25 protein-coding genes are annotated in these 25,594 nt (G+C 72.9%); 16 read left to right on the top strand and 9 right to left on the bottom strand.

What is annotated here, in order from left to right:
• Positions 1 to 100: 100 nt before the first annotated feature.
• The gene (gene idi / locus OHL10_RS11825) at positions 101 to 676 is read left to right on the top strand and encodes an isopentenyl-diphosphate Delta-isomerase (RefSeq protein ID WP_265522422.1); all 576 of its coding nucleotides are present in this window, start codon (positions 101 to 103) and stop codon (positions 674 to 676) included.
• Positions 677 to 754: 78 nt separating this feature from the next.
• Here idi and OHL10_RS11820 read toward each other — a convergent pair whose 3' ends face one another.
• The 3 genes from OHL10_RS11820 to OHL10_RS11810 all read right to left on the bottom strand — a co-directional run bounded on the left by OHL10_RS11820 (position 755) and on the right by OHL10_RS11810 (position 2,712).
• A complete protein-coding gene (locus OHL10_RS11820) occupies positions 755 to 1,768 on the bottom strand; it encodes an ATP-grasp fold amidoligase family protein (protein WP_265522421.1) in 1,014 nt (337 codons plus the stop codon).
• Positions 1,769 to 1,861: 93 nt separating this feature from the next.
• Positions 1,862 to 2,146, bottom strand: a complete 285-nt coding sequence (locus tag OHL10_RS11815; RefSeq protein ID WP_265522420.1) for a hypothetical protein — start codon at positions 2,144 to 2,146, stop codon at positions 1,862 to 1,864.
• Between the two features lie 83 nt (positions 2,147 to 2,229).
• Positions 2,230 to 2,712 carry a glutathione peroxidase gene (locus tag OHL10_RS11810; RefSeq protein WP_265522419.1) on the bottom strand — a complete coding sequence of 161 codons (483 nt, stop codon included), beginning with the start codon at positions 2,710 to 2,712 and terminating at the stop codon, positions 2,230 to 2,232.
• A 158-nt stretch (positions 2,713 to 2,870) separates the two neighbouring features.
• Between OHL10_RS11810 and OHL10_RS11805 the strand changes: the two genes are divergently transcribed.
• On the top strand, positions 2,871 to 3,827 hold the full coding sequence (locus OHL10_RS11805) for a methyltransferase family protein (protein WP_265522418.1): 957 nt from the start codon (positions 2,871 to 2,873) through the stop codon (positions 3,825 to 3,827).
• Between the two features lie 58 nt (positions 3,828 to 3,885).
• Here the strand turns inward: OHL10_RS11805 and OHL10_RS11800 are convergent, their stop codons facing one another.
• On the bottom strand, positions 3,886 to 4,875 hold the full coding sequence (locus tag OHL10_RS11800) for a LacI family DNA-binding transcriptional regulator (protein ID WP_265522417.1): 990 nt from the start codon (positions 4,873 to 4,875) through the stop codon (positions 3,886 to 3,888).
• A 156-nt stretch (positions 4,876 to 5,031) separates the two neighbouring features.
• Between OHL10_RS11800 and OHL10_RS11795 the strand changes: the two genes are divergently transcribed.
• From OHL10_RS11795 to OHL10_RS11770, 6 genes are all read left to right on the top strand, one after another.
• On the top strand, positions 5,032 to 6,792 hold the full coding sequence (locus tag OHL10_RS11795) for an HAD family hydrolase (protein ID WP_265522416.1): 1,761 nt from the start codon (positions 5,032 to 5,034) through the stop codon (positions 6,790 to 6,792).
• Positions 6,789 to 7,793 (top strand): DUF8171 family membrane protein, encoded by a 1,005-nt coding sequence (locus OHL10_RS11790; protein WP_265522415.1) that lies wholly within the window; start codon positions 6,789 to 6,791, stop codon positions 7,791 to 7,793. The genes OHL10_RS11795 and OHL10_RS11790 overlap by 4 nt, the downstream gene beginning before the upstream one ends.
• Complete coding sequence (locus tag OHL10_RS11785) at positions 7,790 to 9,625, top strand: ABC transporter ATP-binding protein (protein WP_265522414.1); 1,836 nt, start codon at positions 7,790 to 7,792, stop codon at positions 9,623 to 9,625. Before OHL10_RS11790 ends, OHL10_RS11785 begins: the two co-directional genes overlap by 4 nt.
• Positions 9,622 to 10,533 carry an energy-coupling factor transporter transmembrane component T family protein gene (locus tag OHL10_RS11780; RefSeq protein ID WP_265522413.1) on the top strand — a complete coding sequence of 304 codons (912 nt, stop codon included), beginning with the start codon at positions 9,622 to 9,624 and terminating at the stop codon, positions 10,531 to 10,533. Before OHL10_RS11785 ends, OHL10_RS11780 begins: the two co-directional genes overlap by 4 nt.
• A gap of 93 nt (positions 10,534 to 10,626) precedes the next feature.
• Positions 10,627 to 11,136, top strand: a complete 510-nt coding sequence (locus OHL10_RS11775) for a nitroreductase/quinone reductase family protein (RefSeq protein WP_265522412.1) — start codon at positions 10,627 to 10,629, stop codon at positions 11,134 to 11,136.
• Between the two features lie 50 nt (positions 11,137 to 11,186).
• Positions 11,187 to 12,056, top strand: a complete 870-nt coding sequence (locus OHL10_RS11770) for a class I SAM-dependent methyltransferase (protein ID WP_265522411.1) — start codon at positions 11,187 to 11,189, stop codon at positions 12,054 to 12,056.
• Positions 12,057 to 12,068: 12 nt separating this feature from the next.
• On the opposite strand, the gene OHL10_RS11765 is transcribed toward OHL10_RS11770, so the two are convergent.
• Entirely contained in the window at positions 12,069 to 12,551 is a 483-nt protein-coding gene (locus OHL10_RS11765) for a winged helix-turn-helix transcriptional regulator (protein ID WP_265522410.1), read from the bottom strand.
• Positions 12,552 to 12,629: 78 nt separating this feature from the next.
• Between OHL10_RS11765 and OHL10_RS11760 the strand changes: the two genes are divergently transcribed.
• Positions 12,630 to 14,024: an MFS transporter gene (locus OHL10_RS11760; RefSeq protein WP_265522409.1), complete on the top strand. Its 1,395-nt coding sequence runs from the start codon at positions 12,630 to 12,632 to the stop codon at positions 14,022 to 14,024.
• A gap of 350 nt (positions 14,025 to 14,374) precedes the next feature.
• Here OHL10_RS11760 and OHL10_RS11755 read toward each other — a convergent pair whose 3' ends face one another.
• A complete protein-coding gene (locus OHL10_RS11755) occupies positions 14,375 to 15,283 on the bottom strand; it encodes an SDR family oxidoreductase (protein ID WP_265522408.1) in 909 nt (302 codons plus the stop codon).
• 358 nt (positions 15,284 to 15,641) lie between these two features.
• Between OHL10_RS11755 and OHL10_RS11750 the strand changes: the two genes are divergently transcribed.
• Together OHL10_RS11750 and OHL10_RS11745 are read left to right on the top strand one after the other, a co-directional pair.
• Positions 15,642 to 15,902, top strand: a complete 261-nt coding sequence (locus tag OHL10_RS11750; RefSeq protein ID WP_265522407.1) for a metal-sensitive transcriptional regulator — start codon at positions 15,642 to 15,644, stop codon at positions 15,900 to 15,902.
• A gap of 56 nt (positions 15,903 to 15,958) precedes the next feature.
• The gene (locus OHL10_RS11745; protein WP_265522406.1) at positions 15,959 to 16,492 is read left to right on the top strand and encodes a low molecular weight protein-tyrosine-phosphatase; all 534 of its coding nucleotides are present in this window, start codon (positions 15,959 to 15,961) and stop codon (positions 16,490 to 16,492) included.
• 22 nt (positions 16,493 to 16,514) lie between these two features.
• Here the strand turns inward: OHL10_RS11745 and OHL10_RS11740 are convergent, their stop codons facing one another.
• Positions 16,515 to 17,066 (bottom strand): hypothetical protein, encoded by a 552-nt coding sequence (locus OHL10_RS11740; RefSeq protein ID WP_265522405.1) that lies wholly within the window; start codon positions 17,064 to 17,066, stop codon positions 16,515 to 16,517.
• 73 nt (positions 17,067 to 17,139) lie between these two features.
• Here OHL10_RS11740 and OHL10_RS11735 point away from each other — a divergent pair, with 73 nt between their 5' ends.
• The 4 genes from OHL10_RS11735 to OHL10_RS11720 all read left to right on the top strand — a co-directional run bounded on the left by OHL10_RS11735 (position 17,140) and on the right by OHL10_RS11720 (position 22,155).
• Positions 17,140 to 18,348, top strand: a complete 1,209-nt coding sequence (locus tag OHL10_RS11735) for a pyridoxal phosphate-dependent aminotransferase (RefSeq protein ID WP_265522404.1) — start codon at positions 17,140 to 17,142, stop codon at positions 18,346 to 18,348.
• Between the two features lie 4 nt (positions 18,349 to 18,352).
• Entirely contained in the window at positions 18,353 to 19,216 is an 864-nt protein-coding gene (locus OHL10_RS11730; RefSeq protein ID WP_265522403.1) for an endonuclease/exonuclease/phosphatase family protein, read from the top strand.
• 242 nt (positions 19,217 to 19,458) lie between these two features.
• A complete protein-coding gene (locus OHL10_RS11725; RefSeq protein ID WP_265522402.1) occupies positions 19,459 to 19,881 on the top strand; it encodes a hypothetical protein in 423 nt (140 codons plus the stop codon).
• 120 nt (positions 19,882 to 20,001) lie between these two features.
• Positions 20,002 to 22,155, top strand: coding sequence for an MSCRAMM family protein (locus OHL10_RS11720; protein WP_265522401.1), 2,154 nt, complete (start codon positions 20,002 to 20,004; stop codon positions 22,153 to 22,155).
• Here OHL10_RS11720 and OHL10_RS11715 read toward each other — a convergent pair.
• Both OHL10_RS11715 and OHL10_RS11710 read right to left on the bottom strand, forming a co-directional pair.
• The gene (locus tag OHL10_RS11715; protein WP_265522400.1) at positions 22,145 to 22,816 is read right to left on the bottom strand and encodes a TetR/AcrR family transcriptional regulator; all 672 of its coding nucleotides are present in this window, start codon (positions 22,814 to 22,816) and stop codon (positions 22,145 to 22,147) included. The two genes, OHL10_RS11720 and OHL10_RS11715, sit on opposite strands and share 11 nt — an antisense overlap.
• A gap of 102 nt (positions 22,817 to 22,918) precedes the next feature.
• The gene (locus tag OHL10_RS11710) at positions 22,919 to 23,809 is read right to left on the bottom strand and encodes an SDR family oxidoreductase (RefSeq protein WP_265522399.1); all 891 of its coding nucleotides are present in this window, start codon (positions 23,807 to 23,809) and stop codon (positions 22,919 to 22,921) included.
• A 126-nt stretch (positions 23,810 to 23,935) separates the two neighbouring features.
• On the opposite strand from OHL10_RS11710, the gene OHL10_RS11705 reads away from it, so the two are divergent.
• A complete protein-coding gene (locus tag OHL10_RS11705) occupies positions 23,936 to 25,582 on the top strand; it encodes an alpha-amylase family protein (RefSeq protein WP_265522398.1) in 1,647 nt (548 codons plus the stop codon).
• Positions 25,583 to 25,594: the final 12 nt, after the last annotated feature.

Raw genomic sequence — 25,594 nt, 5'->3', positions numbered from 1 at the left:
CGCGGTCGTCGACGAGCCGGCCGACCAGGGTGGCGATCCGTCGCAAGCCTGCGAGCAGGCTGCCGCCGAGCGCCGTGGCGGGGTGTGCGAGAGTGGACGCGTGCCCGACGCAGACCTGCAGCAGACCCGCCGCGACGGCCACGTGCCGGTCGCTCCCGACCACGTCGTCACGGTGGCCGACGACGGCACCCGCCTCGGCACGTTCGCGCGCAGCGCCGTGCACACCACGGAGACGCCCCTGCACCTCGCGTTCTCCTGCTACGTGCTCGACGACGCCGGTCGCCTCCTCCTCACGCGCCGCGCCCTCGCGAAGCGCACCTGGCCGGGGGTGTGGACGAACTCGTTCTGCGGTCACCCGCGGTGGACGGAGTCGACCGAGGAGTCGATCACGCGGCACGCTGCGCACGAGCTCGGCTTCGCGGTCACGGACCTCGAGGTCGCCGTCGCGGGTTTCCGCTACCGGGCCGTCGACGCGTCAGGCGTCGTGGAGAACGAGATCTGCCCGGTCTACATGGCGCGTGCGGTGGGCGAGGTCGCGCCGAACCCGGATGAGGTGATGGAGCACGCCTGGGCCGAGCCGGCCGCCGTCGTGCGAGCGGTCGAGGCCACGCCGTGGGCTTTCAGCCCGTGGATGGTGCTGCAGATCTCCGCGCTGGGCGATGCACTGACGGACTGAAGCGCTCGTTGCGGCTGGGGTTCCGGCCGCAAGGGGACCCGCCGGGACCGAGGACCGCGGGGATCGAGGCGCGCGTCATCAGGGCACCACTCCTCCATGGGTCCAGGTCGCTGGCTCCGCTGGCGTGCCGCCCGCCCGATCGGCGTCGAGACGTGCCTGCGCGGCCTCCCAGAGCTCTCCCAACCGAGCGTCATGGGTGTCGCCATACCACTGTCGACCCCCGGGGCGAGTGGTGTACTCGCCGAAGAAGATCCCCCGGTCGGTCTCGTACAGGTCGACGCGGATGAACGGGACGCGGGCGGCGACGGACATCGCGCGTGCCGCACGGACCACCTCGTCGAGGTTGGCGGGGAGGGGTATCGACGAATCGATCCGACGGTCCGTTGCGAGAGGCCCGAGATTCGCTCCGTCCTCGTCGACGTACTTGAAGACGACCGAGCGGTTGTCGCCATGTTTCCCGACCTGCCGAAGAAGGATGTGCCCGATCTCGCCGTAGAACGCGTACACCTTGATGTCCGGGGGGATCTCGTCACCTCCCCTGCCGTGCAGGTACTCCTCCACGAAGTACGGCTCCGGTGCCTTGCCGGCGAGCGCTCGCGCGCGCAGGCGATCGATGACGCTCTCTGCCGTCAGCGGGGTGTGATGCCCAGCGAGACGGAACGAGTCCCCCTCTGCGAGAAGCGGGAAGACACCCTGAGAGCTGGTGCCGCGATCCGACTTGAGGACGAACGTCGACGGCAGGCCACCGAGATCGATCTCGTCGAGCGTGTGCCAGACGCGATACACCTCCGGCACCTGCACACCGGCAGCTCGTGCGATCGACTGAGAGTAGAGCTTTCCCGCGAGCGTGATACGCAGAGGTTTCGCTGCGGATCCTTCCGCGAGCCGAGCGAGCCGCCGCTCGGCCTCGAGCAGATATTGGAAGGAAGCCCCGTGCGCGGTGCCGACGCGTTCACGCTCGGCTGCGGCTTCCGCGTCCCGCTCGGCGGCGTCACGGAGGCGTTTCTCGGCGGCGTCGCGCTGGACACGCAGCACTGCGATGCGTTCGTCTCGCCACCGCAAGGGCGGAAGGCGACGGAGCAATGGGCGCACGACGACTCCTTTGACGAAGGTTGCGCAGTGCTACGAGGGTACTGGCACCGGGTATGCGAGAAGTTGCCCGCCGAGCGAGAGACCTCGAGACCCTCAGCGGTGGCGCGCCGCGGCCGGCAGCCTTCCTGCGGGCAGCGTCGTGCTCCCGGCCCTGGTGTCGGTGTTCGGCCTCTCGCTCGTCGCGTCGGGCGTGTCCCCGATGGACCCGGTGCGGGGGTGCCCGCCGGGCACGCCGGACGGGACGCCGTCGCGCACGAGCCGGCGCCACGCGCTGCACGACCGGGCCGGCCGGGTCGTCTTCTCGTCGTGGCGTGCCGCGGCGCTCGCGGCGGTCTTCACCCTCGACGCACCGTGGGCGGTCGCCTCCGGTCTCGTCACGGCGGCGCTCGTCGTGGGTTCGTGCGGTTCGGGTCGGCGAGACCGGCGTGCCCCGCCTGCCGACGCCGGCCGGGCCGCGGGGATCAGCGCGGCAGGTGGTCCTCGACGAGCGTGAGGATCGCCGGGTCGTCGGGCAGTGTCTTGGGGCGGAAGCGGTGCACCTCGCCGCCGGGCAGGACGAGGAACTTCTCGAAGTTCCACGACACCTTGCCGGCCTTGCCCGTCTGGTCCGGGGTCTTCTTGAGCTCGGTGTACAGCGGGTGCTCGTTGCGGCCGTTGACCCGGACACGGTCGAGCACCGGGAAGGTGACGCCGTACGTCATCGAGCAGAACTCCTGGATGGCCTCGTTCGAGCCGAGCTCCTGGAGGAACTGGTTGCTCGGGAAGCCGAGCACGGTGAACCCGCGGTCGCGGAACTTCTCCTGCATCGCCTCGAGGGTCGCGTACTGCGGGGCGAGCCCGCAGCGGGAGGCGACGTTGACGACGAGGATCACGTCGTCGCGGTACTCCGCCAGGCTGGTGGTCGATCCGTCCATCGTCTGGAAGGGGATGTCGTACACGCTCATCGGCTGCTCCCTGGGTCGTGGCGCACGTGCGGCACGCTGACGAGCGTAGGCCACACGGACGCGCGACGGCCCGCCGGGGCATCGGCGGGTAGAGAGCGGAGTCGGCAACACGCAGCCCGCGTCGTCGGCATCCGACCCGCGCGTGACAGGCTCCACCTGTGGCCTCACCTCGCTTGCCCGTCCTGGCGCCGCGGCGGGCGCCGGTCCTCGACGCACGGCTCGGACGGGCCTACTTCGCGGTCCAGTGCCTCCTCGGTCTCGCCTGGTGGATCGGAGTGTTCACCACCCCGTGGATCCGCGAGGCGACGCTCGGCGGACTGGATCCGGTCGTCGTCGCGGCGTTCGATCTTCCGCTGTTCGTCGTGGCATCCGGTCTCGCTGCCGTCGGCCGGCGGCCCGCTGTCCGGGTCGTCGTCGTGTGGACCGTGGTCGTCGCCGCAGGTCTGGCCGTCTATGCGACCGTCACCGGGCTCGCGGGCTGGGGCGCTCTGCTCATGATCGCCTCCGCGGCGGCCGGGATCGCGGCGGGTGCACTCGTCCTGTTCGACCGGCTACCCGCGGAGCGGATTCTTGTCGGGCCGTTCGCCTTCCGGCCCGCGACCGGAACCTCGACCGACCGCCACGTACGGCAGACCGTCGGTCAGGTGATCGTCTTCTGGAGCTTCTTCCTCGGCGTCGTCCCCGCCGTCATCCTCCTGCTCGAGCGACGCTGGTCAGTCGGCGTTTCCCTACCGCTGGGCGTACGGGCTGCCGGGTTCGTCCTCCTGCTCCTGTTCAGCGCTCTCGGCATCTGGTCGGCCCTCGCGATGGCCCGGAACGGTGAGGGCACCCCGCTGCCGTCTGCCTCGACGCGACGGTTGGTCGTCGTCGGCCCGTACCAGCACCTGCGAAACCCCATGGCGCTGGCCGGGGTCGCTCAGGGCATGGCGGTCGGGCTCATCCTCGGCTCGTGGCTCGTGGTGGTCTACGCGCTGTGCGGCTCGCTCGTCTGGAACTGGCTGGTCCGCCCGCTCGAGGAGGCTGACCTCGCAGAGCGCCTCGGCGCCCCGTACCTCACGTACCGCGACCAGGTGCGCTGCTGGGTACCGCGCTGGTCGCCGTTCCGTGCGCCCTGAGGTCTTCCGCGTCCGGCGGTGGGCGAGGCTCGCCTCCCGACAGCACCTCCGAGCCGGTTCAGGAGCGGTGCGCGACGGACCCTCGCTCGACGAGCGCGGGGCGGTGGACCTCGTGCACGTCGTCGGTGCGGCCGCCGAGGCGTTCGAGGAGGAGGTCGACGGCGCGCCGACCCATCGTGAGGCGTGGCTGGTCGACGCTCGTGAGGCGCGGGCGGGACCGCTCGGCCAGGGCCGTGTTGTCGTAGCCGACGACGGACAGGTCGGCGGGCAGGTCGAGGCCTGAGTCGAGCGCGTGGTCCAGGAGGTCGACCGCGGCGACGTCGTTGCGGGCGAACACCGCCGTGCAGCCGTCGGCGAGGGCGGCGTCGACGGCCGTGCGCCAGTCCGGTGCGTCGTGCCCGACGGTGCGGCGGAGGTCGCCGAGGCCGCGCCGGGCCATCGCGGCGTCGTACCCGGCGCGGCGGGCGATGGACGCGGGCCGGGTGCCGCCGGCGAGGTGCGCGATGCGGGTGTGCCCGTGCTCGGCGAGGTGCGCGACCGCGAGCTCCGCCCCGAGCGCGTCGTCGTTGTTCAGCGAGTCGATCCCGGGCACCGGGGTGCTGCTGCGGCCGACGAGGACGACGGGCGTGCGGCGGGCGGCGCGGGTGAGCAGCGCGTCGTCGAGCCAGGAGGAGATGACGACGACCCCGTCGACGTGCAGGTCGAGCATCGTGTCGAGCCGGCGGGCGAGGCGCGCGGGGTCGCGCCAGCCGTGGGACAGCAGGACGGTGAGCCCGGCGGCCTCGGCTGCGTCCTCCACGCCGGCGACGACGTCGGTGTGGTAGGGGTTCGCGAGGCTGGTCAGCAGGACGCCGAGGAGCGCGGTGCGGCCCTGCTTGAGGCTGCGCGCGAGCGTGTTCGACCGGTAGCCGAGCTCGTCCGCGACCGCGAGGATGCGCGCCCGGGTGGCGTCGCCGACCCCGTCGTCGCCGCGCAGCGCGAGCGAGACGAGGGACTTGGAGACGCCCGCGCGGGCGGCGACGTCCAGGAGGGTCGGGCGGGTGCTCACGCGGCCATTGTGGCTCATGGGGCGCTCGCGCTCGCTGTCAGGGACATGACGCGGGGTGCGCGGGCACCATCAGGAACTGGAACGTTCCAGTCTCGTTCACCCGGCCGTCGCCCGACGGTCGTCTCGTGTCCTCCTGGCGTCCCTACGGTCGTCACCGTGACCACGCTCGCTCCCGCAGCCCTCCCCGACCCGCTCTCCGCGACCCTGCCCGCGCCCACGTCCCCGGACGCCCTGCGCGCCCGGCCCGCGGCGCTCCTGCTCGACTTCGGGGGCGTGGTCTTCCAGACGACCAAGCACCCCGGTGGGCGAGCGGCCTTCGCCGACCACCTGGCGCAGGTCCTGGCCCGCGCCGGGCACGACGCCGACCCCGCCGACCTCCTGGTGTCGATCGAGGCAGGGCTCGCCGCGCTCAAGGACTGGAAGAACTCCGCGGGGCGCCGGCTCGAGCCCGTCGAGCTCGACCACCGGACGATCTGGACCGACTTCCTCGCGTCGTCCCTGCCCCGCCCGCAGCGCCAGGTGCTCGCCGGCAGCGCGGGCGACCTGCTGGCGACGATGTCGACGACCCTGTCCGCGCACGTCGTGCGCCCCGGCGTCCGGGACCTCCTCGCGACGGCGCGCGACCTCGGCGTGCCGGTCGGCATCGTGTCCAACGCGCACTCGGGCCGCGCGCACCGCACGCTCCTCGACGCGCACGGCCTCACCGGCCACTTCGCGGTGCAGGTGTACTCGGACGAGGTCGGCATCCGCAAGCCCCACCCCGCCATCATCGAGATGGCGGCCCGGGCCCTCGGCACGACCCCGGACCGCAGCTGGTACGTCGGCGACACGCAGGACCGCGACGTCGTCGCGGGCCGTCGCGCCGGAGTCGGCGCCGTGATCGTCACCCGCCACCATCACACCGACACCCCGCCCTACCCCGTGACGGACCGCCCCGACGCGGTCTACGACACCCCCGAGGGCCTCGTCGAGCCGCTGCGCCGCAGCGTGCTCGTCCCCGAGGCGCGACCCCAGGACCAGCCCCCGACCCCGGCGACCGGCACGCGCGCGGTCAGGCCGACGTCGGGCACCGGGCTGCCCACGGCGCTCCTGCTCGACCACGGCGGCGTGATCGTCACCTCCGAGGTGGACGACGCCGCCCGGCTCGCGTTCGCCCGCGAGCTCGCCGCACTGCTGGGCCTCGACGAGACGCAGGACGCGGCGGTCGCCGCGGCGGTCGCCGCGGGCCGTGGGCGCTACCGGGCGTGGAAGGCCGAGCACGCCGACGGTGACGTGGTGCCGGAGATCGACCCGGCGACCTTCTGGGTCGACCTGGTCGGCGGCGAGCTCGCGGCCGCCGGGCTCGCCGGCCCCGGCACCCCGGACCTGCTGCGCGCCGAGGCCCACGCCCTGATGCTCGGGCACGCGCGCGCCAAGTCCCGCGCGAGCCTGCGCCCCGGTGTCCGCGACGTCCTCGAGCTGGCCAGGGAGCACGGTGTGCCCGTGGCCGTCGTCTCCAACACCGTGTGCGGCCGGGCCGTGCGCGAGGAGCTCGAGACGTTCGGGATCGCGCACCTCGTGGGCGTGCACGTCTACTCCGACGAGCTCGGGCGGCGCAAGCCCGACCCCGCCACGGTCCGGGCCGCGCTCGACGCGCTCGCGGTCGACGCCACGGGTGCCTGGTTCGTCGGCGACAAGCCGCACCGCGACGTCCTCGCCGCCCGCCGGGCCGGCATCGGCACGACCGTCGTCGTCCGCGGCGGGTCGACCGACGACACCGTCCTCGACGACCTCCTCGACACGCTCCCCACCGAGACGGCAGGCCGCACCGCCGGCCTGCGACCCGACCACGTGATCTCCGAGATGTCCGACCTGCTCGACCTGTGGAAGTCCAGCACCACGACCCCAGCCCTCCTCCGGAAAGGTCAGCTCTCATGAGCGACACGTCCACCACCAGCACCCCGACGCCCGGCGCCTCGCCGTCCGGCACCTCGACCGACGCAGGACGCACGCGTCCTGAGCGCACCCGACCGACGTCACCCGGCCGGCTCCGCCGTGCACCGAACGAGCTGACGAGCGCCCAGAAGCTCATGGTCTTCGTCTTCTCGATGACCCTCTTCGGACTCGCGAACATCGTCACCGAGGTGCTGCCCGAGATCACGATCGGGCCCGTCGAGATCTCGGTCTCCTACCTCGTGTTCGTCCCCGTCGTCATGGTGTCCCTCTTCCACCCCCTGTATGCCGCGCTCGGCGCCCCGCTCGGCGAGATCGTCTTCGTCGACCTGCTCATGGGCGACTTCTCCGGGATCGGCGAGATCGAGGGCTACGTCCAGCTCTTCCTCGGCCTCTACGTCGCCGGGTGCCTGGTGCGCGACCCGCGCAACCGCAGGCAGCTCGCCGTCGCCGCGATCGTCGCGGTGCTCATCGACAAGTTCCTCTCGGCGACGGTCGACATCGCGAAGGTCCTCGTCGGCATCGACCCGGACTCGCTCGGCGAGGCCGACGGCCTGGTACAGGGGTTCATCGCGCTCGAGGCGATCGACCTGCTCGTCGCGCTGGTCGTCACGGGCATCCTCTTCGGCGCCCTGCCGGCCATGTGGCTCGCCCCACGCCTCTACGGCAAGATCGAGCCGCTCATGGGCATGGAGCCGCGCGACCCGGCGAACCCCCCGACCCTGGGCGGGCGCCGCGCCGCGCCGTTCATCCTCCTCGCCGTGGCCCTCACACTCCTCGCGGCGCTGTTCGCGTTCGTCGAGCAGCTCGACGAGTTCAACGGCCGCGAGGATGGTGTCAGCACCTGGGGCGCGTTCGAGCCCGAGTTCCTCGAGGAGTACGGCACCGGGTTCCTGTGGGTGTCGGTGGCGGCCGTCGTCGCCGTCCTCGTCGTGGCCGTGCTCGTCACGCGGGCCGTCGTGCGCCGCCGGGGTGCCGACCGATGACTCCGGTCCCCGCGGCCCCGGCGAGCGAGGTCCCGGCGATCGAGGTGGAGGACCTCTGGTTCCGCTACCCCGGTGCCGCCGACGACACGCTCCGCGGTGTCGACCTGCGGATCGAGCAGGGTGACTTCGTCGCGGTCGTGGGCGGGAACGGCTCGGGCAAGACGACGCTGTGCAAGACGTTCAACGGGCTCGTGCCGCACTTCTGGTCCGGGGACCTCGTCGGCTCGGTGCGCATCCTCGGCGAGGACACGCAGGACCTGACGGTCGCGGCGCTCTCGCACCGCATCGGCTACGTCTACCAGGACTTCGCGGCCCAGCTCGTGCGGCCGACCGTGCGGGACGAGGTGACGTTCGCACCCGTGAACTTCGGGCTCGACGACTGGTCCGAGCGCGCCGACACCGCGCTCGCCGCTCTCGACATCACCGAGCTCGCCGACCGCTTCACGTGGCAGCTCTCGGGCGGGCAGCAGCACCTGACGGCGCTCGCGAGCGTCATGGCGTTGCGCCCCCGGGTCATCGTCGTTGACGAGCCGGTCGCCGAGCTCGACCCGGCGCGCGCGACCGAGATCTACGAGCGGCTCGCGCAGCTCAACCGCGAGGGCACGACGGTCGTCGTCATCGAGCACCACGCGGAGTTCGTCGCCCGCTACGCCCGCTCGGTCGTCCTCATGGCCGACGGCGCCCCGCGCTGGCACCTGCCGGTCGCCGACGCCCTGGCACGCACGAGCGACCTCGACGACGCCGGCATCCCGGCCCCGCAGGTCGTCGCGGTGGCCCGCGCGCTCGAGCAGGACGGCCCGGTGCCCCTCACGGTGCCCGACGCCGCGCGCTGGCTCGACGAGCGCGGTCACCGCCCGGCCCGGGCGCGTCAGGCACCCACGGGCCCGGCACCCACGGGCCAGGCGCCTGCGGGCCAGGTGCCCGCGACCACCCGGCCACGTGGGCAGGGTGAGGCCGCGGTCGCGGCCCGGCTCTCCGGCGTCGTGCACGGGTACCGCAGCGTCTCCGGCGCGTGGAACCCGGTCCTCGACGGCCTCGACCTCACGCTGCGGGAGGGCGAGCGGGTCGCGCTCGTCGGGTCCAACGGCGCGGGGAAGTCCACCCTCCTGCGCCTGCTCACGGGGCTGAAGGTGCCCCGCTCGGGCGACGTCGTCGTGGGCGGGACCAACACCAAGACCGTGAGCGCGTCCCAGCTCTCCGACCAGGTCTGCTACCTCTACCAGCGCCCCGAGCAGATGTTCGTCAAGGACTCCGTGCGGGCCGACGTCGGGTACTTCCCGGTCGACCGCAAGCGCTCGGGCGCGGACGAGCTGGTCGAGCGGGTCCTGGACCGCGTGCGGCTCGCCGAGCTCGCCGACCGCGACGGCCGGCTGCTGTCCGGGGGGCAGCAGCGCCGCGCGACCCTCGCGATCGGGCTCGCCATGCAGCCGGCGCTCCTCCTGCTCGACGAACCCACGTCGAGCCTCGACGTGCGCAGCCGCGACGACGTCATCGAGATGCTCGCGGCGCTCGCCGAGCACATCCGGTGCGTCGTCGTCGCGACGCACGACATGCACCTCGTCGCCGAGTGGGCCGACCGCGTGATCGTCCTCGACGGCGGCCGGATCATCGAGGACACCGACCCCGCGACCCTCTTCTCCCGCCCGGGCGTGCTCACGCGCGCCCGGCTCGTGCCGCCGCAGGTCGCCCAGCTCGGCGCGACGATCGGGATGCTCCCGCCCCCGCTGTCCGTGGCCGAGCTGCTCGCCCGCCTCGCACCGAACCTGCCCGACGCCCACCTGCCCGACGCCCACCTGCCCGACGCCCACCGCACGAGGACGGACGCCCGATGACCGCACCACCGCTCACCCCGGTCGCCCCGGCCGCGCGCCCCGTGACCGCACCCGACCCCGCGCCGAAGGGTCGCGCCCGCCGGCGTGACCGCAAGGACCGCGACACGATCTCCGTCGAGTGGGTCAAGCTCGAGCTCATGCGTACCGCCTACGCGACGCGCGGCGGGCTGCTGTCGAAGCGCGACCCGCGCGTCGTGATCTGGTGGTACCTGCTGTTCGCGGTCGTGCCGTGGTTCACGCACTCCGTGACCGTGCTCGCCTCGCTGTTCGTGCTCGCGGCCGTCGCCGTCCTCGTCAGCCGCGTGGGACCGCTCGTGCTCGGCCTGTTCGTCATCGGTCTCCTCGCCGAGGGGTTCTACCTGCTCGTCGCGGCAGCGATCTTCGGCGGTGGGACCGAGAGCATCGTCGCGCTCGCGGAGCTGACCCTCAAGCTCGGCACGATCTCCATGGCGAGCATGGCGGCGTTCGTCTCGCTCGACCCCGAGAAGCTGTCCGACGCGCTGCTGTCCCTGCGGGCGCCCGCGCTGCTGAGCTTCGCCGTGAGCTACGGCTACCGCATGCTGCCGATGCTCATGGAGGAGTTCCACACCATCATCGACGGGCACCGGCTGCGGTCCGCGCCGCTGCCGTCGAAGGGGTTCCTCGGGTGGCGGGTCGTCGTGCGCCTGGGCACGACCGTCGTGCAGGCGTTCTACCCGATGATGCTCAACACGGCCAAGCGCACCCGGACCACCGTCGAGGCGCTCGAGACCAAGGGCTTCACCTTCGCGGCCGAGAACGACGCCGGCCGCCGCATCCGGCTCGCGTACCTGAAGGTGCGGCTCGGCGACGTCGTGTTCCTGGCGGTCTCCGCACTCCTCGTGGCCGGGGCGTTCTGGCTCGGGACGCAGTTCCCGGTCCTCGACTGAACGGTCCGTCGGACTGTTGACGGCGGGGTCCTCCCCGCGGGAGCGTGGGAGCGACACAGGGGCTCGCCACCGCAGCAGGAGAGAGGGCCGTCGATGCCCAGCACCGCGACCGACGGAACCGACCGAGCACCCCGCCTGCCTCCGCGCTGGTTCGTCCGCGGCGCGTGGGTGGTGCACCGCGCCTACTACCGCCTCACGCGAGGCCGGCGAGGGCTGTGGCGCCCGCGACCCGACCGCTGGGGCACGCTCCGGCTGCACACCGTGGGACGTCGCACGGGCAACGAGCACACGGTCATCGTCGGCTACGTCGAGGACGGGCCGAACCTCGTCACGCTCGCCATGAACGGGTGGGCGGCGCCCGAGCCCGCGTGGTGGCTCAACCTGCAGGCGGACCCCGAGGTGACCGTCGACCTCCAGGGCGGCACCACCCGCACGGTCCGGGCCCGCGCCGCCGAGGGCGCCGAGCGCGAGCGGCTGTGGGAGACGTGGCGACGGTACGACGACAAGCTCGAGGAGTACGCGGCCCGGCGCCCGACGCCGACCGCCGTCGTCGTGCTCGAACCACGTCCCAGCGGGCGCTCCGGGCGAGAGACGGCCGACTGACCACGGCGCGGCCGTTCGACTGCCCGCCTGCGGCGGGAGACAATCGCAGCATGCCTGCCGCAGGACCCGCTGCCGCGCCGGACGGACTGCCCGACGGCGCGTCGCAACGCCCCACCCGCCCACCGCCCGCCCCCGACGCGTCCTTCGAGGCGCACGTCGAGTGGGCCCGGGCCGAGCCCGTCGAAGGGTTCGACCTCTCGCCCGTCGCCGGCCGCTGCACCGAGGACCCGCTCCCGTGGGACTACCTCGCGCTCGCGCGCGAGCTCGTGCACAGCGGTCGCGGACCGGTGCTCGACATGGGGACCGGCGGCGGGGAGGTCTTCGCGTCGCTCGCGCCCCTCCCGCCCGGGTCGGGAGCGACCGAGGGGTGGGCGCCGAACCTGCCGGTGGCCCGCCGTCGGCTCGAGCCCCTGGGCGTGGACGTGCGGCAGGTGGAGCGCGTCGGCCCGGAAGAGCTGCCGCTGCCGTTCCTGGACGGCCGGTTCGCCGTCGTGCTCGACCGCCACGAGGAGTTCGACCCCGGCGAGGTGTACCGGGTCCTGGAGTCGGGCGGGATCTTCTGCACCCAGCAGGTCGACACCCGCGACGGCATCCGGGTGAACACGGCGCTCGGCGCGCAGCTGCCGTGGGGGCCGGACGACGTGACCCTCGAAGGAGCCGTCGACGTGCTCACCGACGCCGGCTTCGTCGTCGACGTGGCGCGCGAGCACCTCGGCCTGCGCCACTTCACCGACCTCGGTGCGCTGCTCTGGTACCTCAAGATCATCGCGTGGCAGGTGCCCGACCTCGCGGACCTCTCCCCCGCCGCGATCGCCCGCTTCGAGGCGCCGCTGCGCGCGCTGCACCTGCACTTCGCCGCCGGGCACGAGTTCGTCGACGAGGCCCCGCGGTTCCTCGTCGTGGCGCGCAAGCCCGGCTGAGCCGCCCGCGGCTCAGGGGGTGGTGGGCTGGCGCGCGTCGTACTCCGCACGCGCCCTGGCGATCTCCAGCTGGTGGTCCTCCGTCCACACGACGAGCGACTTGATCGTGGAGTGCAGCGTCGCGCCCATCGGCGTCAGCGCGTAGTCGACCCGCGGCGGGACGACGGGGTGGACCGTGCGGGTCACCATGCCGTCGCGCTCCAGCTGGCGCAACGTCCGCGACAGCATGCGCTGGCTGATGCCGTCGATCTCGCGCTTGAGCTCCGTGAAGCGCATGGTGCGCCGGTCGAGCAGCGCGATGGCGAGCAACGACCACTTGTCCGCCACCCGGTCGAGGATCTGCCGGACCTCGCACCCCTCGCGGGTGTCCCACTGCCAGATCTCGTCGTCGTGCTCGTCGGCGAGCGCAGTGTCGTGCTGGGCGACCTGCCCCGTGACCTGCGCGTCCACGGTATCCCCGGGGGTACCGGGTGACTCCGATGTGCCGTCTTCCATGCCTCCAGATCCTGTCGCAGGATGGCGTCGGTATCAAGAGATAACCGACGACCCGCAGGTAGCCCCCCGGAGACCCCGATGACGCAGACGCTGCACCCCGCACCCGCCCGGCTACGACCTCGCGAGTGGGGCATCCTGCTGGTGCTGTGCGGGGCGATCTTCCTCGAGGGCAGCGACGTCGCGATGCTCACCGTCGCGCTGCCGTCAATCCGCGAGGACCTCGGCCTCGCGACGGGTGAGCTGGGCGGCGTCGTGACGGCCTACGTCGTCGGCTACGGCGGTTTTATGCTGCTCGGCGGTCGGGCCGCGGACCTCTACGGCCGCCGTCGGATGTTCCTCGCCTGGCTCACCGTGTTCCTCGTGTTCTCCGGCCTCGGCGGCCTCGCGACCGAGAGCTGGATGCTCCTGGCCGCACGCTTCGCCACGGGCATCGCCGCCGGGTTCCTCACACCGGCCGGCCTGTCCCTCATCACGACCCAGTTCCCGCAGGGGGCGCTGCGCAACCGCGCGCTCATCATCTACGGGGCGGCCGGGGCCGCGGGCTTCTCCCTCGGCCTCGTCGTGGGCGGGCTGCTCTCGGCGATCCACTGGCGCTGGGTCTTCTTCGCGCCCGTGCTCATCGCCGCCGTGCTGCTCGCGTTCGCCGCCGTGATGATCCGCGACGACGAGACCCGCACGGACGACGGCGGCCTGGACGTCGCCGGGGCCGTCACCGCCACCGCGGCCATGGTACTGCTCGCCCTCGGGATCGTCCGGCTCGAGCACCCTGCCGAGGGAGTCGGATGGACCGTCGGGGCGCTCGCGGGCGGCGCCGCCCTCCTCGGGCTGTTCGTCGCGATCCAGCGGCGCGCGCCGTACCCCCTCCTGCGGCTCGGCCTGCTCCGGTCGGGCGGCCTGGTGCGGGCGAACGTCTCGGCGCTGCTCTTCGCGGGCTCGTTCTACGGCTTCCAGGTGCTCCTCACTCTCTACCTGCAGGAGCTGCGTGGCTGGACCGCGCTGCAGACCGGTCTCGTCATGCTGCTCATGGCGATCGACGTCGTCATCGCCCCGCTCGTCACACCACGCCTCGTCGACCGCTTCGGCGTCCCGCGGGTGATCGCCGCCGGGCTCGGCGCGGGCGTCGTGGCCGTCGCGCTCTTCTGGCGGGCCGAGCTCGACTGGTCGTACCCCGCGATGGTGCCGTCGATGGTGCTCACCGGCGTCGCGTTCGCCCTCGTCTACGGACCCCTGGCGATCGCCGCGACCGACGGTGTGGCGGAGCGCGAGCAGGGCGTCGCGAGCGGGCTGCTCAACACGTCGTTCCAGTTCGGGGCGGCGATGGGGATCTCGGCCGTCACCGCCGTGAGCGTGCTCGCCCTCGGTGGAGTGCTCGGGCCCGAGGCCGGCCTGGACGCGTTCCGTACCGCGCTGTGGGTCCCGGTCGTCGGCGGCCTCGTCGCGATCGGGGTGATCCTCTCCGGCCGTCGACGCTGACGGGCCGGTCCGGGCAGCAAAGAGCCCGTGGGCTGGTGGATTCCTCCACCTGTCGTGCTGGACGAGGGCACGACACCCACGGGCTCCGGTGGTCACGAGGTACTCGCTCGCCGCCGAGGGTGTCAGGCAGGTGCCTGGACCCTCGCCCGGTTCACGGGCTCTGCACGACCGGTCCGTTGGAACGGTGCGCGACGACTAGCGCGCAACCACCTCACGAGTCCGAAGAATATTCACTTCCAGGACCACCTCCTTTCGCGTGTACAGCGACACTACGACCGCCCGGCGGGGTCTGCCAAGCATTTTCCGGCGGTGTTCTCCGACGGCGATCAGCGGGTCGGTCGGCAGGTCGATCAGCGGGGCAGGAGGTGGTCCCACTCGGACGGGTAGTCGTCGAGCCAGTCGGCGAAGCTGCGGGCGCCGCGGCCCGCGAAGCGTCGGACGACGGTGCTCACCGACGACAGCGCGCCCGCCGCGATCGCGCGGTAGGACGACACCCACCCGTCGACCTCGTGCTGCGGCGCCCCGAAGGCGGCCCGCGAGGCGTAGGCCTCCTCGAGGGTCTCGGGGTAGTAGACGATCCGCCGCCCGGTGACGTCGCTGAGCGTCGCCGCCACCTCGTGGAGGGTGAGGGCCTCGGGGCCGGTGAGGTCGTACGTGGCGCCGTCGTGCTGCCGGGAGCTCTCGTCGAGCAGGACGGCGGTCGCGACGTCGGCGATGTCGTCGTGCGCGACCGACGCGACCCGCCCGTCGCCGGCGGGGCCGCGGATCACCCCGTCGTCGCCGACCATCTGCGCCAGCGCCAGGTGGTAGAGGTTGTCGCGCAGGAACGTGTACCGCAGGCCGGAGGCGCGGATGTACTCCTCGGTGTGCCAGTGGTCGCGCGCGAACGTGAAGACGGCGTCGGGGGCCGCTCCCACGAACGACACGTAGACGATCCGCTCCACCCCGGCCGTGACGGCCGCGTCGACCGCGCCTCGGTGCTCGGCGACCCGGTGGGCGGACTCCCGCCCGGAGACGAGGAACACGCTCTGGACGCCGTCGAAGCACCGTTCGAGCGCGGGGGTGTCGGTGTAGCCGCTCGCCACGACGACCTCGCTCTCGGGGAGCGGCTGGTCGCCCAGGCTCGGTGCGCCCGCCGGGTCGCGCACGACGAGGCGCTGCGGCGCACCCTCGGCGGCGAGCCGGAACGCGAGCTTGGTGCCCAGCCGACCGCTCGCCCCCGTGACCGCCACGAGCCCGGATCGCACGGTGGACGACATGTCTCCACCGTATCCGGGGTGCGCCGGGTCGGCGCGGCGGTCGCGGGACGGAGGTCGGGGTTGCGCATCCTGATACCCCCAGGGGTATAGTGTCACCAACGACGACCGGAGGAGACGACCGTGTGCAGAGCGGTGACGTGCAGGACGTGCGGCAAGGTGACGTGGGCCGGGTGCGGCGAGCATGTCGAGGACGTGCTCGGGAACGTCCCGCGTGCGCAGCGGTGCGCCGGCCACGACGACGAGCCGTCCAGCGGCTCGTTCCTCACGAGGCTCTTCACACGCAGCCCGCAGCGCTGAGGCGCGCGCTACGCTCGGACGCTCGCCGCGCGCGAGACCGCCAGGACGGAGAGGACCGGACATGGAGCTCGACAAGGACGAGATGAAGAAGGTCTCGAACCGGCTCAAGCGCGCCCAGGGCCAGCTCGCCGCGGTCGTGCGCATGGTGGACGAGGGCGACGACTGCGCCGACGTCGTCATGCAGCTGTCCGCCGTCTCCAAGGCCCTGGACCGGGCCGGGTTCGCCATCATCGCCTCGGGTCTGCGGCAGTGCCTCGCGGACGAGGAGAGCGGCGAGGCCGACGTGGAGAAGCTCCAGAAGCTGTTCCTGTCGCTGGCCTGAGCGCCCGGGCAGGCGGCCGAGCGGACGCCGGTCACGTCGACGGGCACAATGGCGCCATGAGCGATCAGTTCCGGGTCATGACCGTGTGCACGGGCAACATCTGCCGGTCCCCGATGGCGGAGGTCGTCCTGCGGGAGAGGTTCGAGGCCGCCGGGCTGGGCGACCGGGTCGTCGTCGACTCCACCGGGATCAGCGGTGAGGAGCACGGCAACCCGATCGACCCCCGGGCGCGGGCGGTGCTCGCCGAGCACGGCCACGTCGTCGACGGGACGCACCGTGCACGCCAGGTGCGTCCGAGCGACGTCGTCTCCCACGACCTCGTCCTCGCCATGACGTCGCAGCACGCCCGGGCACTACGACGCCTGACGGACGGCACTCCTGAGGGTGTACCGAATGGTCGTGTGCGGATGTACAGGTCGTTCGACCCCGCGGCGCCGACCGTCGCACCCGGCTCCCCCGAGCACGTGCTCGACATCGCCGACCCCTGGTACGGCGGCCCGGAGGACTTCGAGGTCTGCCTCGCCGAGGTCGAGGCCGCGGCGGACGGCGTCGTCGAGCACGTGCGCGCGGAGCTCGCGGCGCGGGCCTGAGCCGGCTCGTCGGCGCCGCCGCTCACGCGTCGATGATCGGGTGGTGGCGGCGCCGCAGGCCGCGGTCCAGCGCGGCGGCGAGGCCGAGGACGGTCAGGACGGTGTTGACCGTGGGCGGCAGGTCCAGGACGAACCACGGCTCGTGGCCGAGGAGGCCGGTGACGAGCTGCAGGAGCTGGGGGACCTGCGTGAGGAGCGCGACGGCCAGCACGACCCACGAGAGGGTGTCGGCCGCCCGGCTGGCGTCGGGGTGCTCGCGATCCATGCGGTCGCGCCAGGCCTCGGCCGTGCCGGGCAGGGGCGCGACGTCGCGGGCGCCCTCGTCGTCGACGACCCGGACGTACCGCATGCCGTACGTGCCGACCCGTGCCTCGAGCCGGGCGCCGTCGCCGAGCTCGAACGACGCCCGTGTCCGCTGCTCGTCGACGGGGATGCCGTCGCGGTAGAGCCGGACCCGCTCGTCCCAGTCGAGGAAGTCGACGCCGACGACCCACCGGTGCCCGCCGTGCTCGACGCCGAACGCGCCGCGCCACAGGGCCTCGATCCCCCGGACCGGACGGAAGTGCTCGCTCATGAGCACCATCCCAGCAGGGCGGGCGCCCCGGCGGATCGGGCGAACGATGTATCCCGACGGGCATGATGGGGGGATGAAGGTCTCGCGCCGTGCCCACGTCCCTCCGTTCGCGGTCATGGAGGTCCTCGCGGCGGCCAACGCGCGCCGCGCCGCGGGCGAGTCGATCATCAACCTGTGCGTCGGGGAGCCCGCGACGGGTGCGTCCGAGGTGGTGCGCCGTCGTGCGATCGACCTGCTGGAGTCGGGGGACCTCGGGTACACCGAGGCGCTGGGTGCGCCTGCACTGCGTGAGGCCATCGCCGGGCACTACCGGCGCTGGTACGACCTCGAGATCGACCCGGCGCGCGTCGCGGTCACGACCGGCTCGTCCGGGGGCTTCCTCCTGGCGTTCCTCGCGTCGTTCGACGTCGGGGACCGGGTCGCGCTCGCCCGCCCCGGCTACCCCGCGTACCGCAACATCCTCACCGCGCTCGGCTGCGAGGTCGTCGAGCTCGACTGCGGCCCTGCGAGCCGCTACCAGCCCACGATCTCCCAGCTCATGGAGGCGTACTACGAGGCGGGGCTCGACGGGCTGGTCGTCGCCAGCCCCGCCAACCCGACCGGGACGATGATCCCGCCGGGCGACCTGGCGCTCCTGGCCGACTGGTGCACCCAGCACGACGTTCGCCTCATCAGCGACGAGATCTACCACGGCATCGTCTACGGCTCGGGTGCAGGGGCAGGCGCGGGCTCAGGTGCCGGTGGGAGTGCCGGCGCCGCGGCGACCGCGGCCGAGCACCTCGACTCCGGGGCCGTCGTCGTGAACTCGTTCTCGAAGTACTGGGCGATGACGGGCTGGCGGCTCGGCTGGCTGCTCCTGCCCGAGCAGCTCGTCGCGCCCGTCGACGCGCTCGCCGGCAACGTGGCCCTGTCCCCGCCCGCGCTCGCCCAGCACGCGGGCGTCGCCGCGTTCTCGCCCGAGGGGTACGCCGCGGCCGCGGAGAACGTCGCCCGCTACGCCGCCTCCCGCGAGCTCGTGCTGAACCGCCTCGACGACCTCGGGTGGACGCAGACCGCCCCCGCCGACGGCGCGTTCTACGTCTACGCCGACGTCTCCGCCTCCGGGCTCGACTCCGTCACCTGGTGCGAGCGGGTCCTCGCCGAGGCGGGCGTCGCCCTCACCCCCGGCACCGACTTCGACGACGTGCACGGCCACGACTGGGTCCGCCTCTCCTTCGCGGCCGACCCCACGCTCGTCGCCCAGGCCGTCGAGCGCCTCGTGACCTGGCGCCGGAGCGTGTGAGCACGTGAGCACCGCACCGGACCCGGCATGCGTGCTGCGGTTCGCGAGCTTCAACCTCCTGCACGGCCGGTCGGTCACCGACGGGAAGGTCGACCTCGACCGCCTCGCCGCCGCCGTCGCCGACCTCGACGCCGACGTCCTGGCGCTCCAGGAGGCCGAACGTCACCAGCCCCGCTCGCACGGCGCCGACCTCACGGCGCTCGCGGCCGCCGCCGCCGGGGCGCGCTACCACCACTTCGCCCCGGCGATCGTCGGCCTGCCGGGCCTGTGGTTCCGTGCCCGCCGAACCCGGCCCAGCGGCCGAGCCGGTCGCGCTCGCCACCGCAGCGGACCTACCCCCGCGCCCTGGGGCTCGGGCTGGCTGCCCGCGTACGGCATCGGGCTCGTCAGCCGGTACCCGGCCGACTGGGTCCGGCGCCTCGACCTCGACCCGCCCGGCCCCCGGATCAACCTGCGACGTCGCGGACCGTGGCGCTTCCGGATCCTCACCGACGAGCCGCGCGTGGCGCTCGCGGCCCGCCTGCGCACCCCCGCCGGTCCGCTGACCGTGGTCGCCACGCACCTGTCCCCCATCGCCGGGCGCGGCGAGGTCCAGCTCGAGCGGCTGGCCCGCGCGTGCGCCGACCTACCGCGTCCGCTGGTCGTGCTCGGCGACCTCAACGTCCGGGCGCCGCACCCGGCACGGATCACGGGCTGGGAGCCGCTCGCCACCGCGCTGACCTTCCCCGTCACGACGCCCGACCGGCAGCTCGACCACGTGCTCGGTGACGGCACGGTGCGGGCCGAGGGCGCCGTCGCGGTCGACACCGGGGTGTCCGACCATCGCGCGCTCGTGGTCGTTCTTCGGCTCGGTACCGAGCAGGCATGACACGCGAAACGTGACACGGAAGACGTGACACGCAAGACGTGACACGGCGCGCCGACGGCGCGACACGCCCGGCGGGGTGAAACCGCCCGCTCGCCCGACGAGGGAGGGCCACTCGTGCCACTCTGGGAGCCAGGGGGTGCGTGCGAGCGCCCTCGAGCCCGGCAGCCGGACCGTCGGGAACCCCAGCGCACGAGCAACGGACGGGTGCCCCCGCGGTGCCGGACAGATCTCGAGGAGGACGCATGCGCCAGGTCTCCGGGCTGAGCGCCGGATCTCTCGTCGGCGGGCTCGTCGGAGCCGTCGCCGCCGGTACGGCGATCGGCGCCGCAGCCGGCTACGCGCTGCCCGCGCTCGCGTGGGTGCTCATCGGCATGACGCTGGCGGCGATCGTCGTGTTCGTCGCGACCGTCGACCGCCCCCGCACCCGAGGGCACCACCGGCGCGAGCCGGTGCCGTTGCCGGTCTACACCGGTCAGGGGAGCCGAGGAGTGGTGCGGTCGATCCGTCAGCGCGGGGCGGAACCGACCACCGGCGAGCCGGTGGGGACCGAGCGAACTCTCGTCGTCCTGCATACCCCGGCCCGCCCGACGTCCACGGAGATCGTGGTCGACGGCGCGGGCGAGGCGACCGTCGTCGGCGAGGGGATGCGGGCAGCGAGCGCGTAGGACGACGACCGGCGCCGCAGGGTGAAATGAGGCGCGTTTCTTGGCGGGATCGCCGCGACCGAGTGGCGATGGTGTCTCCCAGCCCTCGCAGGATTGAGAATTCTCTCTTACGGTTCGACTGTGCACCGACCCTCGACAACCTGGACCGCCGTCACCTCAGCCGTCTGCGCCGCGGCGCTGGCGCTCGTCGCGATGATCGCGGGTACCGCACCGGCGTCGGCGGCCACGACGGCCGGCTGGGCGGACTGGGAACCGCTGTCCGGGTCCGCCGGCGGCTGGAGCACGACGATGCAGCTCCCGGCCGGTGGGTTTCCCGCCGCGACCATGACGTCCGACTCCCGCGGTGGGGTCGGCGTCATCTCGGGCGCCACCTCGTGGCTGAGCACCGCGACCCCGCCCGGCGCCGTCTATGGCTCGAGCCAGGGCGAGCAGTACCTCAACCTGCGCCCCCGCGCGGACAACGCGACGTCCCCGTCGATCACGACGTACACGTTCGAGCGGCCGACGCCCGCCGGCGGGTGGGCGTTCGTCCTCGGTGACATCGACGCCGACCGTGCGATCGTCGTCGCGCGCGGTGCCGACGGGCAGCTGCTGACGGGGGCCGAGCTCGGCTGGCAGGGCGGGTTCAACTACTGCGCGGTCTCGCCGGGGCCGTCCTGCCAGGGCGACGAGACCGACGTCGCGACCTGGGACCCCGTCACCGGTGAGGTGATCGGGAACGCCGCCGGCCTGGACACGTCCGGCGCCGCCGGCTGGTTCGAGCCCACCGTGCCGGTCACGAGCCTGACGATCTTCTTCTACCAGCGCACCGGGTTTCCTGTTTACCAGACGTGGTTCTCGTCCCTCGCCCGCGACATCAGCGGGACCGTCGACCTCGTGGACACCGGCGGCAACCCGCTGGACGTCCTCGAGGGCGCCACCCTCACGCTCTTCGGACCGGACGGCACGGCGCTCGCGACGACGCAGTCGGCCGCCGACGGCTCCTACTCGTTCCTCGGCTACACCGCCGCTCCCGGGTACACGGTCGAGATCACGTCGCTCCCGGCCGACGACGCCTTCCAGTTCGGGCTCGTCGCGTACGGTCCGAGCACGGTGGGTGACGTCGACCTGTCCGCCGACGACGCGACCGGCGTCGACTTCGCGGCGCGCGAGATCGAGCCGATCGCCGTCAGCGGGTCGGTCCGCACCGCGGACGGCACGCCCGTCCCCGGGGCGACCGTGACACTCACGCCGGTCGGCGGGGGCGACCCCTTCTCCGCCGTGACCAACTCGCAGGGGGCGTACCTCATCGACGGCGTGTCGTGGAACCTCGACGCCGACGACGCGCAGGAGTACACCTTCACGCTGAGCGACCTCCCGGAGGGGTTCACCGAGGTGTCCGCGCCTGAGAACATCGTGGTCGAGGTCGGGCAGGAGGCGGCCAGCACCGACAACGACTTCGTCGCCCAGGCTCCCGCATCCCTCTCCGGCGCCGTGACGGCCGGCGGCGCCCCGGTGGCGGGAGCGGTCGTGACCCTCACGGGCCCGGGTGGGACCGTCACGACGCCCACGCGCTCCGACGGGACGTACTCGTTCGATGGCCTCGCGCCCGGTGAGTACGACGTGAGCATCGAGGTGCCCTTCGGCTATACCCCTGACGGCCCGACGGCGCAGGAGGTCACCGTGGGGTCCGACGACCTCACGGACGTGGACTTCGCGGTGCAGCGCGTGGGGGCGATCGGCGGCACGGTCACCGACGACGAGGGTGCACCCGTGGCGGGCGCGACGGTCGTGGTGACCGGGCCGGACGTCGTCGTCGAGCTGACGACGGACGCGGACGGCGCCTACTTCCTCGACGCGCTCGGCGCAGGCGACTACACGGTCGTCCTCACCGTCCCGGACGGCTACACGACCGAGGTCACGGAGCGGGCGGTGACGCTGACGGCCGCCGGCGAGTCCCGGCTCGACCAGGACTTCGCGCTCGTCGCCGACCTGCCGCCGATCGACCCCGAGCCGGAGCCGGAGCCGGAGCCGGAGCCGGAGCCCGAGCCGGAACCCGAGCCCGACCCCACGACTCCGGGACCCGGCACGACGCCGGTTCCCGGCACCCCGCCCGGCACCGACCCGGGCAGCCCCCCTGCGTCCGGGTCGGTCGCCGGGTCTTCCGGCGGACTGCCCGCGACGGGCTCGGACGCCCACACCGCGCTGATCGCGTCTGCGCTCATGGTCTCGCTGGGTCTCGCGCTGGCCCTGGGCGCCGCACGGCGGCACCAGGTCCGCGACGTCAGACGCTGAGCGCCATGGTGCCGAGATGGATCGCCTCGTCGGCGAGGTCCCACAGCGGGACCTGGTCGAGGTGACCTGCCTCGACGCCGGTCTCCCAGGCCGCGAGGTTCGCGTTGATGGAGCGCGCGACGATCGCGACCCGCAGCCCGGCCACGGGTTCCCGGCCGTCGCACGCCACCTCGCGCATCATGGCGAACAGGCGCAGCGTCGTGCTGAGCGGCACGTCGATGTCGTTGTACCGCTTGATGTCGCGGGTCACGTCGTCCATGAACACCAGCGGGTGCTGGGCGAGGACCGCGACGTTGAACCGGGCCCACGACGAGGGCGCGAGCGCCTCGATCGCGGTGACGTACGGGACGACGAACGCCCGCACGAGCGCCCGCGCGTCGTGCTCCTCGCCGGCCTCGACGAGCTCGTCGATCATCCGGGCACGGTGGGCGTTGATCGGTGCGCTGCGCCAGTGGTACAGCGAGTCGAGCAACCCTTCGCGCGACCCGAAGTAGTAGGCGATCGCGGAGTGGTTGCGGTGGCCCGCGTCCCGCGTGATGGCCCGGGAGCTGGCGCCCTCGAGACCGAAGCGTCCGACCAGTCGCTCGGCGGACTCCATGAGTCGCACCTGCGACGGAGACGGGTCGGTCACGGGGACACGCACGGGCTCGTTCGATGGCATCAGCACCATCGTACGGAGGCGGGCAAGTGAGGCCCGCCTCCGTACGACGGCCGGTCGGGCGGGCCGCCGGGCGGGCTGCCGGGTCCGCTCGGGGCCGCGCGCTCAGACCAGCCGGCCACCGGTCACACCGATCCGGTCGCCCGTGATGTAGCTCGACTCCTGCGAGGCGAAGAAGACGTACGCGGGTGCGAGCTCCGCGGGCTGCCCGGCACGGCCCAGCGGGGTCTCCGCGCCGAACTGCTCGACCTTCTCGTCCGGCAGGGTCGCCGGGATGAGGGGGGTCCAGATCGGACCTGGTGCGACGGCGTTGACCCGGATGCCCTCAGGAGCGAGCTGCTGGGCGAGACCCTGCGTGAAGTTGAGGATCGCGGCCTTCGTCGTCGCGTAGTCGAGGAGCTGCGGGCTGGGGTCGGTCGCCTGGATCGAGCTGGTGTTGATGATCGCGCCGCCGCGCGGCAGGTGCGGCACGGCCGCCTGCGTGATCCAGAACAGCGCGTAGACGTTGGTCTTGAGCACCCGGTCGAGCTGCTCGGTCGTGATGCCGAGCAAGCCGTCGTCCTGGGACATCTGGTAGGCGGCGTTGTTGACGAGCACGTCGAGGCCGCCCAGCTGCGCGACGGTGTCCTCGACGATCTGCCGGCACACCGACTCGTCGCGGATGTCCCCCGGGAGGAGCGCGACCTTGCGGCCGGCGTCCTCGACCCAGCGGGCGGTCGTGCGGGCGTCCTCCTCCTCCTCGGGAAGGTAGGAGATCGCGACGTCGGCGCCTTCGCGGGCGAACGCGATCGCGACCGCGCGGCCGATGCCGGAGTCGCCGCCCGTGATGAGGGCGCGCTTGCCGTCCAGCCGCCCGGAGCCCGTGTACGTCGACTCGCCGTGGTCGGGCTCCTGCGACATCTCGCCGGTGCGACCGGGCGGGTCGAGGTCGTCCGCGGGCTGCTTCGGTTCCGGCTGCTGGGTGGTCGGGTCCTGAGGTGTGGTCTGGTCCGTCATGCGGTCCTCCTGTCGTGGGTTCACGATCACTTCCACCATGGACACGGTGCGGGGGGCTCGCATCTCGCGAGCGCCTCGGTGCACGCCGTCCTGCGAGGTGCCCGCGGGGTCGATACGGTCGAGAAGATGAGAATCACGGATACGGGTGACCTGTGGTGGAAGACCGCCGTCGTCTACTGCCTCGACGTCGAGACCTACCTCGACTGGAACGACGACGGCACGGGCGACCTCGAAGGTCTCGCCCACCGGCTGGACTACCTCGCCGAGCTGGGCGTGACGTGCCTGTGGCTCATGCCCTTCTACCCCTCGCCGGGGAAGGACAACGGGTACGACGTCGCGGACTTCTACGGCGTGGACCCGCGGTTCGGGCATCTGGGCGACTTCGTCGAGGTGGTGCGCACCGCCAAGGACCGCGGCATGCGCGTGATCGTCGACCTGGTGGTGAACCACACCTCGGACCAGCACCCGTGGTTCCGCGCGGCGCGCGCGAGTCGGTCGAGCCCGTACCGCGACTACTACGTGTGGGCCGACGAGCCGCCCGAGGACCAGCCGCCGAACATGTTTCCCGACGTCGAGGAGGGGGTCTGGACGTTCGACGAGCGGGCCGGGCAGTACTACCGGCACTCGTTCTACGGCCACCAGCCGGACCTCGATACGGGCGCGCTGCGGGTGCGCGAGGAGATCTCGAAGGTCGTCGGGTTCTGGCTCGAGCTCGGGGTCGACGGCTTCCGCGTCGACTCGGTGCCCCACACCATCGACGCGGGCGGCTCGCGGGAGCACACCTATCTGCGCTCCCTGCGGCGCGACATCGTCCGTCGCAGCGGCTCCGGCATGATGCTCGGCGAGGTCAACCTGCCCTACGAGGAGCAACTCGACTTCTTCGGGGAGAACGGCGACGAGCTGACGATGCAGTTCGACTTCTTCGGCAACCAGCGCCTCTACCTGGCGCTCGCCCGCCAGGACGCCCGCCCGCTCGCCGAGGCGCTCGCCGCCCGACCCGCGCTGGACCGCGGCAACCAGTGGGCGAACTTCGTGCGCAACCACGACGAGCTGACGCTCGACCTGCTCACGCAGGACGAGAGGGAGGAGATCTTCGCCGCGTTCGCACCCGAGGAGCGGATGCGCATCCACGGTCGCGGAATCGTCCGTCGGCTCCCCTCGATGCTCGAGGGTGACCCACGCCGGATCCGCATGGTCTACAGCCTGATGTTCTCGCTGCCCGGCGCCCCGGTGCTGTACTACGGCGAGGAGATCGGCATGGCCGAGAACCCGGAGGTCGCGGGCCGTTCGGCGGTCCGCCCGCCCATGCAGTGGAGCGCGACCAAGAACGGCGGGTTCTCCGCGGTGCGCCCCTCGCGCCTGGTCGCGCCGGTCGTCGCCGACGGGTTCGGCCCCGCGCACGTGAACGTCGCCGACCAGCGGTACGACCCCGACTCCTTGCTGCGGTTCGTGAGCGCGCTCGCGCACCGGTACCGCAACGCCGCGGAGATCGGCTGGGGCGAGATGACCGTCCTCGAGCAGCCGCACCCGTGCGTCTTCGCCCACACGATCCGCGGCGAGACGGGCCAGATCGTCGCGCTGCACAACTTCGCCCCCGACGGGCGCAGCATCCCGCTCGTGCTCGACGACGTCCCGCCCGGCACGCGGATCCTGGACGTCCTGGACGCCGACGAGCAGGTCCTGGACGACGAGGGCCGCCTCGAGATCGCACTCGAGGGGTACGGCTACCGGTGGTTCCGCGTGCTGCGCGAGGGCGAGAAGCGCCTCGCCTGAGGCCGACGTGCG

It is taken from the genome of Oerskovia flava (genome assembly GCF_026163685.1).
Classification (GTDB): domain Bacteria; phylum Actinomycetota; class Actinomycetes; order Actinomycetales; family Cellulomonadaceae; genus Oerskovia_A; species Oerskovia_A flava.
Note: the sequence above shows the minus strand (reverse complement) of the source record. Positions and strands in the feature narration are given on the sequence as shown.